Origin of the sequence: Limnospira sp. PMC 289.06 (assembly GCF_032350395.1) — a bacterium.
GTDB classification, from domain to species: Bacteria; Cyanobacteriota; Cyanobacteriia; order Cyanobacteriales; family Microcoleaceae; genus Limnospira; species Limnospira platensis.
In genome coordinates this window covers 16,845-32,495 of record NZ_JARPLC010000032.1, presented here as the reverse complement: position 1 = coordinate 32,495, position 15,651 = coordinate 16,845, and the positions used below count along the sequence as shown (strand labels likewise).

The 15,651-nt window shown below is 42.6% G+C and carries 11 protein-coding genes; 9 read left to right on the top strand and 2 right to left on the bottom strand.

Annotated elements, in window-relative coordinates; translation table 11 throughout:
* The first annotated feature begins 21 nt into the window (after window positions 1-21).
* Genes P5674_RS09450 through P5674_RS09420 form a run of 7 tightly spaced genes read left to right on the top strand, consistent with a single transcriptional unit; the run spans window position 22 to window position 8,211 of the window.
* A complete protein-coding gene (locus P5674_RS09450) occupies window positions 22-984 on the top strand; it encodes a lysylphosphatidylglycerol synthase transmembrane domain-containing protein (RefSeq protein WP_006619479.1) in 963 nt (320 codons plus the stop codon).
* A gap of 13 nt (window positions 985-997) precedes the next feature.
* Window positions 998-2,134 carry a glycosyltransferase family 4 protein gene (locus P5674_RS09445; protein ID WP_006619478.1) on the top strand — a complete coding sequence of 379 codons (1,137 nt, stop codon included), beginning with the start codon at window positions 998-1,000 and terminating at the stop codon, window positions 2,132-2,134.
* Window positions 2,135-2,149: 15 nt separating this feature from the next.
* Complete coding sequence (locus tag P5674_RS09440; protein ID WP_006619477.1) at window positions 2,150-3,385, top strand: glycosyltransferase; 1,236 nt, start codon at window positions 2,150-2,152, stop codon at window positions 3,383-3,385.
* 35 nt (window positions 3,386-3,420) lie between these two features.
* A complete protein-coding gene (locus P5674_RS09435) occupies window positions 3,421-4,392 on the top strand; it encodes a glycosyltransferase family 2 protein (RefSeq protein WP_006619476.1) in 972 nt (323 codons plus the stop codon).
* Between the two features lie 2 nt (window positions 4,393-4,394).
* Window positions 4,395-5,549 (top strand): glycosyltransferase, encoded by a 1,155-nt coding sequence (locus P5674_RS09430; RefSeq protein WP_006619475.1) that lies wholly within the window; start codon window positions 4,395-4,397, stop codon window positions 5,547-5,549.
* 58 nt (window positions 5,550-5,607) lie between these two features.
* Window positions 5,608-6,774 carry a glycosyltransferase gene (locus P5674_RS09425; RefSeq protein ID WP_006619474.1) on the top strand — a complete coding sequence of 389 codons (1,167 nt, stop codon included), beginning with the start codon at window positions 5,608-5,610 and terminating at the stop codon, window positions 6,772-6,774.
* A gap of 15 nt (window positions 6,775-6,789) precedes the next feature.
* Window positions 6,790-8,211 (top strand): hypothetical protein, encoded by a 1,422-nt coding sequence (locus tag P5674_RS09420; RefSeq protein ID WP_006619473.1) that lies wholly within the window; start codon window positions 6,790-6,792, stop codon window positions 8,209-8,211.
* 30 nt (window positions 8,212-8,241) lie between these two features.
* On the opposite strand, the gene P5674_RS09415 is transcribed toward P5674_RS09420, so the two are convergent.
* Window positions 8,242-9,423: an aldo/keto reductase gene (locus tag P5674_RS09415; protein WP_006619472.1), complete on the bottom strand. Its 1,182-nt coding sequence runs from the start codon at window positions 9,421-9,423 to the stop codon at window positions 8,242-8,244.
* Between the two features lie 75 nt (window positions 9,424-9,498).
* A complete protein-coding gene (rpiA, locus tag P5674_RS09410) occupies window positions 9,499-10,212 on the bottom strand; it encodes a ribose-5-phosphate isomerase RpiA (RefSeq protein WP_006619471.1) in 714 nt (237 codons plus the stop codon).
* Window positions 10,213-10,482: 270 nt separating this feature from the next.
* Between rpiA and P5674_RS09405 the strand changes: the two genes are divergently transcribed.
* A complete protein-coding gene (locus P5674_RS09405) occupies window positions 10,483-13,797 on the top strand; it encodes a tetratricopeptide repeat protein (protein WP_006619470.1) in 3,315 nt (1,104 codons plus the stop codon).
* A gap of 75 nt (window positions 13,798-13,872) precedes the next feature.
* Window positions 13,873-15,633, top strand: a complete 1,761-nt coding sequence (locus P5674_RS09400; protein WP_006619469.1) for a serine/threonine protein kinase — start codon at window positions 13,873-13,875, stop codon at window positions 15,631-15,633.
* The last annotated feature ends 18 nt before the right edge of the window (window positions 15,634-15,651 follow it).

Sequence of the window (15,651 nt, the reverse complement as noted above, 5' to 3'; positions counted from 1 at the left end):
TTAGCCCTAGGATTTGTCTCTATGAAGCGATTTATTTCCATTGCCGTTAGCATTATTATCCTGTCAATTATTTATTCTAAAATTGACCTGCAAGGATTAGCAGACATCTTTCTAAATTCCGATCGCTTTTGGATGCCTGTGAGTTTAGCCATGGTAATTCCTATTACTTTATTTACCGCTTGGCGACTACAACAACTTATGCCCAAAAGCACCTATCTCGGATTTGCAGAAGCCAACCGCCTCATTCTCGCCGCCAGCGTCCTCAACATGGTTTTACCGTCCAAAATGGGGGATATTGCTAAAGCCTACTTCATGCGAGAACGGGGGCATTTGAGCGGTTCCCTGTCCCTTTCCCTGGTGGTTTTTGAGAAATCCTGCGACCTACTCTCCCTGCTGCTATGGTGCGTATTTGGATTGCTTTTGTATCCCCAAAAAGACCTGCTATTCTGGACTATGACCCTTGGTGTAACTATCGGTTTATTGGTGGGATTATCAATTTTAGGCTCCCGTAAATTTGCTGATTTATTCTTCCGAATAATTCGCAAAGTTGCCCCCAATAAAATTAAAGAAAAAGTTAAAAAACTGCAAATCTCATGGGCTCAAATGCACAATTACTTCTGGAGCGACAAACGCCAACTTGTGAAAATTAGCGCGACTTCAATTTTTATCTGGTTTCTCCATCTCTTGCAAATCTGGTTTTTTATCCTAGCTCTCAACGCCTGGGCTCCATTTATGTCCAGCCTCGCCCTTTCTCCCCTGGCAATTTTAGCGGGTTTATTACCCCTAACTTTCGCGGGAGTCGGAACTCGGGATGCAGCACTGGTTATCTTCTATGAACCTTATTTTGATGCCACTGTGGCCGCAGGTTTGGGTCTACTGTGTACAGCTCGATATTTCCTACCCGCCATCGGCGGTTTACCATTTTTAGGACAGTATTTAACAACGATTAAAACCATGAAACAATCCGATATCTCCGAATATTAATTAGGTAATTATCATGAAAAATACCCGCGTTGCATGGTTGCTTACATCTGCTTTTTACTACTGGCAACCTTCCCTGAGTTGCTACAGCCAGTTATTTCCAGATACCACGGTTTTTACCAGTCGCTGGCATGGTTTCGCACCGGGACTAGAGGATAGTTTTAGAGTGGAAATTTTAGGCGATCGCCAAATTATTTCCCTGAGAAAATCTGCCAATAGTTATGGAGATAATTTTACCTATCTTCCCCTAAATATTGTCAAGCGATTACTCCAGTTTAAACCAGATTTAATTTTTTCTAACTCCTTTGGCGTGTGGACAATTTTAGCCATTTTATTTAAACCTATAGGAGGTTGGCGAGTTGTCATCGCTTACGAGGGGAGTTCCCCCGGTGTAGACTATCGTAACTCCCCCCTACGTCTAGCTATTAGACGCGGTATGGTAAAAGCTGCTGACGCTTGTATTACCAACTCTCACGGTGGCAAAAACTATCTAATAGAGATTCTAAATGCCAAAGAAAATCAAGTTTTTGTTCATCCCTATGAGGTGCCATGGGTGCAATCCCTGGGTACTCCTGATCGGGATTTAAAATCTACATATTCTCAAAAGCTAACCTTTTTATTTGTAGGGGTAATTATTCCTCGCAAAGGCTTGAGCTATCTTTTAGAAGCCTGTGCTATACTACAAAAACAGGGAGAAACTAATTATCAGTTATGGGTTGTGGGTGATGGTGAGCAACGACAGGAGTTAGAAACCTTTTGTCAACACAATCAACTCACTAATTATGTGCGTTGGTTTGGTCGGGTAGAATACAATAACTTAGCCACTTATTTCACCCAAGCTGATATTTTTGTCTTACCCACTTTGGAGGATACTTGGGGGATGGTAGTATTAGAGGCAATGGTTTTAGGGCGACCTATTTTGTGTTCTGAATTAGCCGGAGCATCGGAATTAATTACCGATGGAGAAAACGGTTATTGTTTTCATCCCCAACAGCCGGAATATTTAGCAGAATTGATGACCCGGTTTATTCACAATCCCGAATTAGCTAGGTTAATGGGAATGCGATCGCAAAAATTAATGAATAATTACACCCCCCAAGCCGCAGCTAATTTTCTCAATCAAGTTACATCTTTTATATTTCCAAATTCCTAAACCAAAGGAGGAGGCGTGGAACCTTTAAATATTCTAATTTCAGCTTACGCCTGTCGCCCCGGAGAAGGTTCAGAACCGGGGGTAGGTTGGCATACTATTCAGGAAGTAGCAAAATATCATAATGTTTGGGTTCTCACCCGACAAAATAACCGCCCAACCATTGAAGCCCAACTCAACCAAAACCCCATTATTAAACTACAGGTAATTTACTGCGAACCTCCCTCCTGGCTGCGACCACTCCATCTCAAAAAAAAGCTAGTTTACCTGCACTATTATTTATGGCAAATAGCAGCTTATTTAGTTGCCAAAAAACTCCAGGAAACCATAAATTTTCACATAGTGCATCATGTCACCTATGTTCGCCACTCAACCCCCAGTTTTTTAGCACTTCTTCCTATTCCTTTTTTATGGGGACCAGTAGGGGGTGGAGAATCAGCTCCCAAAGCCTTCTGGAAAGACTTTGGTTGGCGGGGAATTATGTATGAAATAATGCGAGATATAGCCAGGACTTTAGGAGAATTAGACCCCTTCGTTAAACTCACTGCCCAACGCAGTATTTTAGCCAGGGGAACCACCGCAGAAACCACCCAGAGACTCAGAAAATTAGGGGCGAAAAATGTAGAGGTTTTATCTCAATTAGGATTATCGGATTTAGAAATCACTCAACTCAACCAGTGTGGCGACTCTCAACCTCAAGGGGTTAAATTTATCAGTATCGGTCGCCTGTTACACTGGAAAGGGTTTCATCTCGGACTCAAAGCCTTCGCCCAAGCAAAATTCCCTCCAGATGCTGAATATTGGATCGTCGGAGACGGGCCAGAACGCCGCCGACTTGAAACCCTAGTTCAAAATTTGGGAATTACCAACCAAGTGAAATTCTGGAATCACTTATCTCGACCGGAAACCCTAAAAAAACTATCAGAATGCTTGGCGTTAGTTCATCCCAGCTTACACGAATCTGGGGGCTTAGTTTGTGTAGAAGCAATGGCGGCGGGTCGCCCGGTTATTTGCCTAGATTGGGGAGGACCAGGGCTAATTGTTACCGAAAAAACTGGGTTTAAGATACCGGCTGATCAGCCCCAACAAGCAATTGATGGTTTAGCTAATGCTATGACAATTTTAGCTAATAATTCTGCTGTTTTTGACGATTATAGGCTTGCAGGAAGGCAGAGAGTTCAAGAATTTTATAGCTGGAAAGTTAAGGGTAAGTTACTGAATCAAACCTATGAAAAAATGCTCGAATATAAATGATATTATTAATCTGATTTACAAATTAGGAGAATCCTATGATTAGCGTCATCATGGCTTGTTATAATGCCGAAAATTTTTTAGATCCTGCAATTGTAAGCATTCTCAATCAAACTTTTACTGAATTTGAATTAATTATGGTCGATGATGGCTCCGAAGACGAGACAATTCAAATTATCGAACGATACCAGAAACAAGATGATCGGATTAGGGTAATTCATTCAGATCACGGTGGTGCAAGTCAGGCAAGAAACTTGGGAATTGAGGTTGCTAAATATCCCTGGATTGGGATTATGGATTCTGACGATATTGCCCTTCCTCAACGCTTTGAGCGCCAAATGGAGGTAATTGCTGCCATGCCTCAATTGGTCGGTTTAGGAGCCACAGTTCATCATATTAATTCCCGAGGGGAGATTTTAAGTGTTTCCCCTTTAGGTCCGACAACTGAAGCACAATTTTACCAAATGCGTCAGCAAGGCCATGTGGTTAATCTCAACCACCCAACAGCATTATTTAAAAAAGATATTATACTCAAAGTGGGTGGATATCGGGCTGAATTTTTTCCTGCTGAGGATTTGGAACTGATGGATCGCATGGCTGAGTATGGGCCGATTATCTCGCTTCCAGAACCCCTTTTGCTTTATCGAGTTCATTCTCAAAGTGGCTCTATGCAACGCTTCTTTTTTCAACGCCAAGTGATGCGATATGTAAGATCTCGTCACGTCGCGCGTTTAGAAGGAAAACCAGAGCCGACATTTGAAGAATTTATCCAAGAACGTGCGGCTTGGCCTATCCTTAAACGTCTGAGCAAATATTTAGAAACCTTGGCAATGTTTTACTATCGCAGATCGGGATTACTGGTCGGAGAAAAACAATATATTCCTGCTTCTTTTTATTTGGGATTATCAGCTATTTTAAATCCCCAATATACATTGCCTAGAATTTGGGGTCAGGTTCTCTCACCCCAAACTAGAGAAATGGTGAAAACGTCTAGTCGCTTGGTGAAATAATTGTGAATATCATTATTTTTAATAGCCTCCTACTTCCCCCCTCTCAAACGTTTATCCGAGATCCGGCTGAAAAATTACAAAAGTATACTGCTTACTATGTTGGCTGTCGTCGAGTTAATGGCTTGTATTTACCACCGGAACGAACCATGGTTATTAATCAAGATAATGCCCTCGGTAAGGTGCAGGAACAGGTGTTTAAATTAATTGGATTTGCTCCGGGTATCTACAGGAAAATTAAACAATTAGATCCGGTTCTCATTCACGCTCAATTTGGCTTGAGTGGGGCGTTAGTGTTGCCGTGGGTACGATCGCTAAAAATTCCCCTTATCGTTCACTACCGGGGCGCAGATGCTACGGTAAATAAAGAATCATCTCAGTATACCTCCCTCAATCACTGGATTTATTTTCAACGCCAAGAAACCCTCAAAAGGGAGGCTAAACTATTTTTAACGGTGTCTAAATTTATCCATAACCAACTCGTGAAACAGGGGTTTCCGCCTGAAAAGATTCGCTCCCACTATCATGGGGTTGATGTCGATAAATTTGCACCCGATCCGGTGATCGTTCGGGAACCTGTGGTGTTATTTGTCGGCCGTTTAACCGAAAAAAAAGGCTGTAAATATTTAATTAAGGCGATCGCTCAAATACAATCCCAACAACCAGATCTAAAATTAGTGATCATTGGTGATGGCCCCCTACGAACCGCCCTAGAAACCGCCGCCGCCAATACCCTCAAAGATTACCAATTTTTAGGCTTACAACCCCCGGAAGTTGTTAAATATTGGATGAACCGCGCCCGCATTATGGCAACTCCCAGCATCACCGCATCCCAGGGAGACTCAGAAGGCTTACCCAACGTGGTACTGGAAGCCCAGGCCATGGGACTTCCTGTGGTCAGCACCTACCACGCAGGGATCCCAGAAGCCGTCATCGATGGAGAAACCGGGTTTCTGAGTCCCGAAGGAGATGTGGCGGGGTTGGCAGAGTCTATATTACGATTATTCAATGATGCTGAACTTTGGCAAAAACTTAGTCAGCGAAGCCGAGAACACATGGAGGCGAACTTCAACCGCGATCGCCAAACGCGAAGATTAGAAGAAATTTATACAACAGTTTTAGCGCCGCCAGGATTAGGGAACGCAACAGAGCCAGCATAATGAAAAAGTTTACTGTATAATAACTATAGCAATTTACTGAGCCATAAACTCAATCTTAATGCGTATTTTGTCTATTCATAACAATTATCAAATTCGAGGCGGGGAAGACGAATCAGCCCAAGCCGAAGCCAATTTGCTCAAAGAAAATGGTAATCAAGTTGATATTTATCAAGATAGCAATGATCGAGTTGCCACCCTTAATCAAACCAATTTAGCCTTGACAACCATTTGGTCTACAGAAGCCTACCAAATAGTTAAACAGAAGTTACGAACTCATCCCACAGATATTGTCCATGTTCAAAACTTTTTCCCCTTGATATCTCCATCGGTATACTATGCGGCTAAATCTGAGGGAGTTCCCGTAGTTCAGACCCTCCGAAATTACCGATTAATTTGCCCTAATGGATTATTTTTTAGAGACGATCGCATTTGTGAAGATTGCCTAGGTAAATTTGTACCTTATCCCGGAGTTATTCACGCCTGTTACCGACAAAATCGAGCCGCCAGTGGCGTAACTGCAACCATGTTAACCCTACACCGTATGGCTCGCACGTGGGTAAATCAGGTAGATATATTTATTACCCTCAGCCAATTTGCGCGCCAGAAATTTATTCAAGCCGGGTGGTCAGAAGACCAAATAATCGTTAAACCTAACTTTGTCTATCCCGATCCCGGAGTTGGCAACGGGGAAGGGGGATATGCACTCTTTGTAGGTAGATTATCTGTAGAAAAAGGCTTAGATGTGCTGATTGATGCTTGGCAAAATCTCCGTCAACCAGTACCCTTAAAAATTGTGGGAGATGGTCCTTTAGTTCCCCGTGTCCAAGCCGCTGCTGAGAAATTACCTCACATTCAATGGTTAGGACGTAGACCCCTCCCAGAAGTGTATAAATTGATGGGAGAAGCAATGGTTTTAATTTTCCCTTCTAAATGGTATGAAACCTTTGGTAGAGTGGCTGTAGAAGCCTTTGCTAAGGGTACTCCGGTCATTGCTTCTAACTTAGGTGCGATCGCCGAATTAGTAGAACATGGTCGCACGGGACTCCTATTTAAACCCGGCGATCCTATCAGTCTTACCGAACAAGTTGACTCCCTAATTTCTCATCCCAAAAAACTCCCCCAAATGCGTCGAGAAGCACGAGCAGAATTTGAAGCCAAGTATACAGCACCACAAAATTATCAGCAACTTAAATCAATTTACCAGTTAGTTTTAAGTAAATCCTAGTAGATTTAGTTACTCATGAAAATTAACCACAATCAGCCAATATTAACTAAACCCAAAAAAGGATATATTAAACTATCTACCCTGACTCTAGTTGCCTTCAGTTCGGCATTTTTTTCCCGGGTACTTCAGCTTTTAAAATTCCCATCAATTGTTAACTTATTGCATCTGGGAATAGTGCCATGGCTGTTTGCTTTTGCTCTGTGGAAAACCAAAGTCAAAGACCGACAACAAATTACCATCATTAAAGAAATGGTAGTTGCCCTATTTATCTTTCTGGTAATTTCGGTAGCAAGTGCCTTATTAAATACCGCAGGTTTAATTAATATTGCCGTTAATTTCTTGTTGTTATGTGAACATTTTTTATTTATTGTTATTATTCTGACTGTCCCGATTACTTTAGATAAGTTAAACCAATTGCGTGGCTATATTGTTTTTGCATCCTTCACTAATCTAGCATTTGCCTATGTGCAACAGTATGTTCTGCATCTCCATCTACGCCAGGGATTAGAAGACAATATCAAAGGTGTTTTTATTGCCCAAGGTGCCGGTCATGTCATCGGTGCTTCTGTATCATTAACCTTTGGAATTTACTATTTTTTTGCTGCCAAAAATCTGCCTATATGGTTGCGGACTGTGGTGATTTTAGCAACTTTTTGGCACATGGTTATTTCTGATGCTAAACAGGTGGTTTTAGTGTTTGGCATTGCTGGAGTATTTCTGCTATTGACTAAGTTTAAAAATCTGGCTGATGCCATTAAGTTTTTAATTATTTTTGGGATATTATCTTATGGGTTTTGGTGGGCGATTCATAATGTACCTGGTATGGGTGCTTTTCAAACTTGGATGCGGCCGGAAATTTATGGACCCGAAGGAGAAGCTACTTTACTGAAATCTGCTACCTTTCGCATTGTTCCGACTTTCTATGAGTCTCCCCTTCATCCTTTACTAGGCTTAGGTCCTGGTCACACTGTAGGAAGACTAGGAGGCTGGATGCTGCGGGAATATGCGTTTATTTTAAGACCCCTTGGGGCTACTTCACACCCAGCTACTAATGCCATTTGGGGAGCCGCAGGAGCTAGTTGGTTAGGAGATCAATCGAGTATGTTTTCTCCCCTGTTTGGTTGGGCGGGAATTTGGGGAGATGTAGGTTTTTTGGGACTGGCATCATTTTTATATATTTGGTTTGTGGTTTGGCGTAGACTCTGTTTTGATGATATTTCTAAGTTTCTGGTTTTATGTCCCTTGTCTTTTGGGTTAATTTTTACTCAGATGGAGGAACCAGGTTATATGATTTATCTGGTTTGTATTGTGGTTTTGCGATGGCAAGAATATCACTTTAGTCGTCAATCTACTTATATCCCTAAACCGCCACGACTAACTATTAAGACTCTTCTGAGACCTAAAGTTTTACTCCGCGCTTTATTGCTAATAGGATAGTGGGGTAATTATTACCGGATTCTGATTAACTTAACTTTTAGATAGTCTGGGGACTGATTGACCGCCTAGCAGTTGATGGGTTTCTCGCAATAATTGGGGGATTTTATCGGCGTGGGGACTATTTTTTAAACAGTGGCTTAAATCTACTTGGTCAATAGTGGCGGCGTTTTGTCCGGGGAACCAATGACCACCATTTCCGAGTAAGTTATAGCGCATTTTACCATATTCTATCATATCGTATGCGATCGCCAAATTTCTTAACCACAGAATGATGGGAATATTAATATTATTGGGTGTATCTTCTGGGTTAGGTAAACCCTGATTCCATGTCTTTAACCAATCTTCCCCTAGGGCTTCTATAGAGGTTTTCTCTAGCTTTTCTAAAATGGGGGGTACGATTTCATCCCAACGGTCTAGGAGGTCAAGAGTCTGTAAATGTTCATCAAAATCTGTAGGTTTAGATGCGCCTAAACTGAGGGTATGAACCTGGGGATGAGATAAACAAAATAAGTTGTTAAATACAATGGGACTAATGGGAGAACATAGGTCTACCAACTTTTGAGGCGGATCATATAATTTCCCACCTTTATCAGAAGGACTGATGATAAATACTCCCATATCATGACGGGTGGCGGCTTCAATAGCGCGCCAATTTAGTTGATTGATATAATACCAGTGTAGGTTAACATAGTCGAATTTATCAGTAGCGATCGCATTAACAATAACATCCGTTGGCGCGTGGGTGGAAAAGCCAATAAATCTCACTTTTCCTTCTTTTTGTAATTCTTGAGCCACTTCTAAACAGCCACCGGGTCGAATCGAATATTCTAAAAGTTCCGGGGTATTAATCCCATGCAGACCCAATAAATCTACATGGTCTAACTGTAAATATTTCAGGGATTTTTCAAAGTCACGGCGAAACTCAGCCGGGTCAGGTTTCGGGGAAACTTTGGTTTGAACAATTAGCCTTTCCCGGGGTAGTTTTGGTAAAATCCAACCCAGTTGCATCTCTGATGTACCGTAACCCCTAGCGGTTTCAATATGGTTAATTCCCGACTCTAGGGAACGGCGAATTACCGCTTCTAAATTCCGCTGACTTTCGGGGGGTATTTTTTCAGGAGAGGCATCTTGCCATTGATATTGATACCGCATTCCACCACAGGATAATACAGGCATCGGCAGTTCAGTTCGTCCAAACCGTCTATAGTGCATCATCGGCTATTTCCATTGCAACAATTAGGGGAAATAGAAACCAGTGCTTGTGTTTCTATCCCCCGGTTTTTAGGATTATGAAATCTCGCGGACAATAGGTTGACCGTCTTTGATTTCTCCCACTAGGATAACATCAGCTACACCCACAAACAAACCATTTTCTAAAACCCCAGGAATATTGTTGAGGGTTTTTTCTAATTCGGCGGGATTATCGATCGCATCAAATTTGACATCAATCACCATATTTCCCTGGTCTGTAATCACAGGTCCAGCTTTTTTGACTCCCATTCTCAGGGTCGGTTTCCCCCCAAGTTTAGTAATAGCTGCCATTACCGGAGTCATCGCCATTGGTATAACTTCCACGGGTAATAAAAATGTAGAACCCAGACGATCTACCATTTTAGAACCATCTACAACTACAATAAACTGATCTGCTAAACAGTCTACAATTTTTTCGCGAGTGTGAGCGGCACCACCACCTTTGATTAAATTTTTGTTAGGATCGACCTCATCAGCACCATCAATAGCGATATCAATATGGTCAATTTCATCTAAAGTGGTGAGGGGAATGCCATATTCCTTGGCAAGTACAGAGGCTTGGAATGAGGTGGGAACGCCTTTAATATCTTTGATTTCCCCACTTTTGAGGCGTTCTCCTAAAAATTGAATTGTGTATGCTGTGGTTGACCCCGTTCCCAGTCCGACAATGGAACCGGATTTAACCCGGTCTGCTGCCGCTTTGCCAACCTGTTGCTTCATTAACTTAACGGGGTCTTGTTCTGGACTCATGCTAAATACTCCTAAAGGACAGTTTTGGATAACTGTAGTTTGATCAACAATTTTTACTTTATCGCGTTTTGTACCTTGGCAAACATCAGATTTGAGTCAAAACCAAAATTCCCTAGGGTTGGATAAGTAGCGTTGGTGTTGTATTATATCATAGCATAGCCTTGGTTTGAATAAGTGATAACTTTGGGTAACTGTTGGAGGGTTGCCAATTCTGCCTAATACTATCACAGATTATTATTAGTTGTATAAACACGCATTTGAGGTAAGTTAGTGAATTCCGAACAGATTAAGGTTTATTGTTGTCAAGGTCAGCAATTTTTGAGTCAGGGTGATTATCCGGCTAGTATTGACGCTTATATGAAGGCTTTAGAACTGGATCTTAATAATGCCGAGGTTTATATCCTGTTGGCAGAAGCATATATTTATAATCAGGAAATTGATCCGGCTATTTCGGCTTTAGAAAAGGCTTTGGAATTACAGCCTGATTTGGCTACGGCCTATGGGCGAGTTGGTAATGCTCTGCAAAGGTGTAATTTTCTGGATTTGGCGATTTGGGCTTATACTCAAGGGTTAGAAATCGAGCCTAATTATAGCATAGCTTATAGTAATTTGGCAGGTATTTATTATCAACAAGAGAGATGGAATGAGGCGATTAATTGTTATCAGAAATGCCTAGAAATTGCTCCTAATTTAGCGATTGTTCATTGGATGTTAGGAAATGCTCTGATTAAATCAGGGGATATTTCGGGGGCGATTACCTGTTATCAGCGGGCGATTAATCTACAACCTAATCGACCAGAATTTTATTTAAAACTGGGGGAAGCGTTGGCAAAAAATCGTCAGATTAATGAGGCGATCGCCAATTATCAAACCGCCCTAAAACTTGATGCTAATAATAGTGATATTCTCGCCAAAATTGCCGAATTAAAATCTCTGCTAGAAACTCCAGTTTCGGGGTCTATCAGTGAATCGATGAATTTTATAGAAGATGCCACCGACAGTTTTGATGAACAGGGGGTAGATTTTTCTGGTCAAGTCTTAGAAGGGGAATTACACTATCAGGAAGACACCCAGGAATCAGAGGATTTAGTTACCTCTCCCACTGAACAGTTATTAATTAAAACTGATGAGAAATTTGTGGCAGAAAAGCCGATAAATCCCAGGGTATTATCTTTACAAAAACAAGCAGAATTATATTTATCTCAAGGCAAATTAGAGGAAACTGTTGCCACCTGTCAGGAAATATTAAAACTCGATCCTAATTTTTTATTAGTCTATGTAGTCCTAGGTAATGCCTTACATTTTCAAGGCAAAATATCCTCAGCAATTCGCGCCTATAATCAAGCCTTAGAAATTAATCCTAATTTTGCGGAAGTTCATGCTAATCTAGCGACGATGTATCTGCAAAATGGGCAGGTAAACGAAGCGATCGCCGCTTATCAAAAGTCCATTGAGATTAAACCGGACTTGGCGGCGGTACATTGGAATTTAGGGAGAGTTTATCAACAATTAGGAAATACAGAAGCCGCCATTAATTCCTGGAAAATCGCCTTAGAATTAAAACCCGATTTAGTAGAAGCCGAATTTAACTTTGAGTTTGGCAATATTCTGGCGCGGCGGGGTGAATACGAACAGGCGATCGCCAGTTATCAACGGGCAATTTCCCGGAAACCCAATTGGGCGGAACCCTATGCTAATATCGGCTGTTTACGGGTGCAGCAAGACCGATTAGAAGAGGCTTTAGAACAGTTACAAAAAGCCATTTCTCTCAACCCCAAAATGCCAGAAATGTATCTACACACCGCCCGTATTTTTACCAAAATGCGCCGCCACCAAGATGCCATTAATCACTATCAAAAAGTCATTGAGCTGAAACCCAATTTTCCCGATGCCTATGCTAATTTAGCTAATATGCAGGCAACCATTGGACAACTACCAGAGGCGATCGCCAACTATCAAAAAACCCTACAATTAAAACCAGAATGGGCAGAAGTTTACTGTCGCCTCGCCCACATTCAAAAACAAAAGGAACCCAAAGAAGCCGTAGCCAACCTAGAAAAAGCCCTGGAGCTTAAACCAGATTTTGCCGAAGCCTATCAACAACTATGTGATCTTCTCAGCCATTCCACCAATTTAGGAAAAGCCCGAAAAGTAGCCGATCGCTACTGGGAAAACTGCGGTAAAACTCTACCAGTCCTATGTGCGATCGCCTATATTTTTTCCTATACTCAATCAGGGGCTTGTGAACAGGCATTAGCCAAACTAGAAGAATTGATAAAAATCTGTAATAATAGCATAGAAACCCTGACCCAGATTGAAATTAGGCTAATTTATGAAATCATTTTATTTACAGTTCCTCACCTCCGGGATAACTTAGAAGGAAACGCCCACTTTTATCGTCTAATTTGTCAATATTATTACCAAGAACCCATAGCCACTCCCCCGTCGATTTATGCCGAACCGCGTTCACCTTTAAAAATCGGTTTTCTTTCCAAGCATTTTCGCCGCCATTCCGTGGGTTGGTGTGCGGAAGGAGTCATCAAAGAAATGTCCGCAATTACCCCCCATATTAATTTATATATTAGTGGGATACTGCACCCCGACGAGGTAACAGCCAGATATGAACAAACCGTGGCTAAATGTTATTGGCCGAAATCCTATCCTAATGGTTTTGCATCCCCAGAAGAATTAAGTCAACAAATCCGAAGCGATCGCATTGATGTATTAGTTGATCTCGACTCAGTAACCATTCCAGTAAACGTGCAAGTTTTGCATAAATCCCCCGCCCCAGTTTGTGTAACTTGGTTAGGATTTGATGCCCCCTATCTCACCCGTAATCACTATCTAATTTGTGACCAACATAGTCACCCACCAGGAATAGAAAAACATTATCTCGAACGCCTAGTTAGGCTACCAGATACCGCCGTAGCCATAGCCGGACTTCCCACCCGTCCCGTAGATAGAAACATGGTAAGACAACAGTTAAATATCCCCCCGAATGCAGTAGCTTATCTATGCGTTGCGCCGGGGCGAAAAACCAATGGGGAGATGATTAAAGCCCAGGTTAATATTCTGCGATCGGTTCCCAATAGTGTATTAATTCGGAAAGGTCAAGGCGATGCCCAACTCCTGCGAGAAATGTATAACCAAGCCTGCCAAGAAGTAGGGGTTGATCTAAATCGTTTAATCTTCTTAGGACTCACCCAAACCGAAGAAGAACACCGGGCGATTTATAAAGTTGCGGATGTCATGTTAGATTCCTACCCCTACAATGGAGGAACCCATAACCTAGAGGCATTATGGTCAGAATTACCCGTAGTCACCAGGTCAGGCAGACAGTATTTATCGCGGATGGGTTATGCTTTCCTAAAAGCAGTTAACCTAGATATAGGTGTAGCTTGGAGTTGGGAAGAATACACCCAACTAGGGATTGAATTTGGTCACAATGCCCCATTAAGACAGCAAATTAGTAGCCATTTAGCCAGAGTTAAACAACCAGACACCCTCGCCCCCTTGTGGAATCCTAAACAGTTAGCCGCTCAAATGTATCGAACTTTTGAACAATTAAGGCACGTCACTAATTAGGAACATCTCGCCCAGAAACGTTATCATGGACGATAGCACAATTAACTGTTGAGTTGGACCACTAAGGTCGCTATCGTGGAACATCCCGTTTCATCTACTGTTCACTGTATTAACCCCAAATGCCCTAAACCCCACGGCCAGCCTTGGGGTAATAGGTTTTGTCAAAGTTGCGGTGCGCCATTGCAACTCAACGATCGCTATATTCCCTTAGATAGTCTAGGAAGTGGGGGATTTTCCCGGCTGTACACCATTTGGGACTTGAAAACCAAATCCGAAAAAGTCCTGAAAGTCCTCGTGCAACCCGACCCCAAAGCCCTAGAATTATTTGAACAAGAAGCCAGAGTTTTGGCATCCCTACACCATTCGGGAGTCCCACGGGTAGTCCCAGACGGCTATTTTTTCCTACGAAGACGCAACCGTAAACCGTTAGAATTTCCCTGCTTAGTCATGGAAAAAATTAACGGCCCTACCTTGGAGGAAGTTCTCGCCGAATATCCCCAAGGCTGTCCTGAAGAGTTGGTCATGCTGTGGCTGCATCAGGCTTTGGATATTTTGCGGGAGTTACACAAACGCGGAATTGTACACCGAGACCTGAAACCGTCTAACCTGATGTTGCGTTTACCCCACCCACAAACCCTCGACTACAACCACCTTGCCGATAGTCCCTTGGTGATGATTGACTTTGGCGGCGCGAAACAAATTGGGGCTTTAGTCCATAGCGATCGAGAAACTACCCCCAGAAGCCATACCCGCCTAGTTTCTCCCGGTTATAGTCCCCCGGAACAAATAGTTGGAGCCGCCATAACTCCGGCTGCCGATTTTTATGCTTTGGGGCGAACCTGTATCCACCTGTTAACGGGTGTGTTTCCCGCCGAACTTGAAGACCCCATGACCGGAAAATTGCAATGGCATCGGGTGGCAATCACTCCAGCCTTGGCGGAATTACTTGATTGTATGGTCGAGAATGATCTAAATAACCGCCCCCAAAATGCTGATGATATTCAAACCGATCTATTCCGCATCGCCAGAATGAAAAAGCATCCCCGCCGAATGATGTCATTTCCTCAACTGTGTCTCGATGTGATCAAAACTGCATTGATTGAAGTCGATCGCATTATCTGGACGGGATTACAATTGGTTGGGCGGAGCGTCCTGGCTATATCTCAGGCTACCACTCAAACCCTTTGGCAAATCGGGCTGGCTAGTTCAGGAGGCATGGTGGGGGCAGGGTTAGGGTTTATTTTAGCCTATCAGTCTCCCTTCGGTCAAATATTAGGGGATTTACTCAAGCCTTCTTTACACCTGTTTTTCCGTCATCTATCTAATAATTTGGGCGCGGAAATTATAGTGTTAAGTTTAGCTGGTTTAGGCACAGGTTTGGGCTTGACCGATGGCGCAGGTTTTAATCAACGCCGTCGCTATAAATGGGCGGCCGGGATGGGTGTATTAGGATATTTAACGGGGGGGTTACTGTGGCGCATTATCAGTACCATCTCCTCAGTGCCAGGGTTGGGCAATTTGGCTATGGCGAGATGGTTTTGTATAGGAATTACTACCCTTATTTTAACGTGGGGATTGGGTTGGAAAAGCCATCGCTCGGTTTATGCGATCGTTTCCGCCAGCACCACCAGCGCCATTTTTTGGGGTTTAGCTAACTTGGAGATTCGGCAAATTGATCTATTACTACAATTTCCCCAAGTTGGCCTGATACCAGAGTGGTTACAGTTCTGGTCTGGTATTACTTTTGTCGGTTTATTGGGCTGCACCATTGCTTTATCTTTGGCAGTAATTCACTATGTAATTATCCCGATTTTACGCCTTCTAGGATGGAAATAAATATCAGCAATAATCCCG

Coding starts and splice junctions, on each gene's coding strand:
- P5674_RS09450 (WP_006619479.1), top strand. CDS start 22: ATGAAGCGATTTATTTCCATTGCCGTTAGCATTATTATCCTGTCAATT.
- P5674_RS09445 (WP_006619478.1), top strand. CDS start 998: ATGAAAAATACCCGCGTTGCATGGTTGCTTACATCTGCTTTTTACTAC.
- P5674_RS09435 (WP_006619476.1), top strand. CDS start 3,421: ATGATTAGCGTCATCATGGCTTGTTATAATGCCGAAAATTTTTTAGAT.
- P5674_RS09425 (WP_006619474.1), top strand. CDS start 5,608: ATGCGTATTTTGTCTATTCATAACAATTATCAAATTCGAGGCGGGGAA.
- P5674_RS09420 (WP_006619473.1), top strand. CDS start 6,790: ATGAAAATTAACCACAATCAGCCAATATTAACTAAACCCAAAAAAGGA.
- P5674_RS09415 (WP_006619472.1), bottom strand. CDS start 9,423: ATGCACTATAGACGGTTTGGACGAACTGAACTGCCGATGCCTGTATTA.
- rpiA (WP_006619471.1), bottom strand. CDS start 10,212: ATGAGTCCAGAACAAGACCCCGTTAAGTTAATGAAGCAACAGGTTGGC.